Source organism: Pseudomonas sp. GX19020 (genome assembly GCF_023371075.1).
GTDB lineage: Bacteria > Pseudomonadota > Alphaproteobacteria > Rhodobacterales > Rhodobacteraceae > Pseudogemmobacter.
On record NZ_JAMCCR010000040.1, the window covers coordinates 1 to 1,231 of the forward strand.

The following is a 1,231-nucleotide window of genomic DNA, read 5'->3' on the forward strand; positions in this document are numbered from 1 at the left end:
ATGGCAAAGGCAAAGTTTGAACGGAACAAACCGCACGTCAACATCGGCACGATCGGCCACGTTGACCACGGCAAGACGACCCTGACGGCCGCGATCACCAAATATTTCGGTGACTTCAAAGCCTATGACCAGATCGACGGTGCTCCGGAAGAGCGCGCCCGCGGCATCACGATCTCGACCGCTCACGTTGAGTATGAGTCGGAAACGCGTCACTACGCTCACGTTGACTGCCCCGGCCACGCCGACTACGTCAAAAACATGATCACCGGTGCTGCCCAGATGGACGGCGCGATCCTCGTTGTGAACGCCGCTGACGGCCCGATGCCGCAGACCCGCGAGCACATCCTGCTCGGCCGCCAGGTGGGTATCCCCTACATGGTCGTCTATATGAACAAGGTCGACCAGGTCGATGACCCGGAACTGCTGGAACTCGTCGAGATGGAAATCCGCGAGCTTCTGTCGTCCTACGAATACCCGGGCGACGATATTCCGATCATCAAAGGCTCGGCTCTGGCTGCGATGAACGGCACCAATCCGGAAATCGGCGAGAACTCGATCCGCGAGCTGATCGCGGCTGTCGACGCCTATATCCCGACCCCGGAGCGCGCTGTTGACCAGCCCTTCCTGATGCCGATCGAAGACGTGTTCTCGATCTCGGGCCGTGGTACCGTTGTGACCGGCCGTATCGAGCGCGGCGTGATCAATGTCGGTGACGAAGTCGAGATCGTCGGCATCCGCCCGACCTCGAAATCGACCTGCACCGGTGTCGAGATGTTCCGCAAGCTGCTCGACCGCGGTGAAGCCGGCGACAATATCGGCGCGCTGCTGCGCGGCGTCGACCGTGACGGCGTTGAGCGTGGTCAGGTTCTGTGCAAGCCGAAATCGGTTCTGCCGCACACCACTTTCGAAGCTGAGGCCTATATCCTCACCAAGGAAGAAGGTGGTCGCCACACGCCGTTCTTCGCGAACTACCGTCCGCAATTCTACTTCCGCACCACGGACGTGACCGGCATGGTCAAGCTTCCGGAAGGCACCGAAATGGTGATGCCGGGCGACAACCTGAAGTTCGAAGTCGAACTGATCGCGCCGATCGCTATGGAAGAAAAACTGCGCTTCGCAATCCGCGAAGGCGGCCGCACCGTTGGTGCAGGCGTCGTTGCGAAAATCATCAAGTGATCTGAAGCCTTCGGGCTTTGTGATCCAGAGGCCGCCCTTCGGGGCGGCCTTTTTC

General features: G+C 60.1%; 1 protein-coding gene. It reads left to right on the forward strand.

Annotated features, from left to right (window positions below):
- Positions 1–1,176 (forward strand): elongation factor Tu, encoded by a 1,176-nt coding sequence (tuf, locus tag M3484_RS23510; protein ID WP_092895895.1) that lies wholly within the window; start codon positions 1–3, stop codon positions 1,174–1,176.
- Positions 1,177–1,231: the final 55 nt, after the last annotated feature.

What these genes read in the sequence shown, in the direction of transcription:
- tuf (WP_092895895.1), top strand. Translation starts at nt 1, where the DNA reads ATGGCAAAGGCAAAGTTTGAACGGAACAAACCGCACGTCAACATCGGC.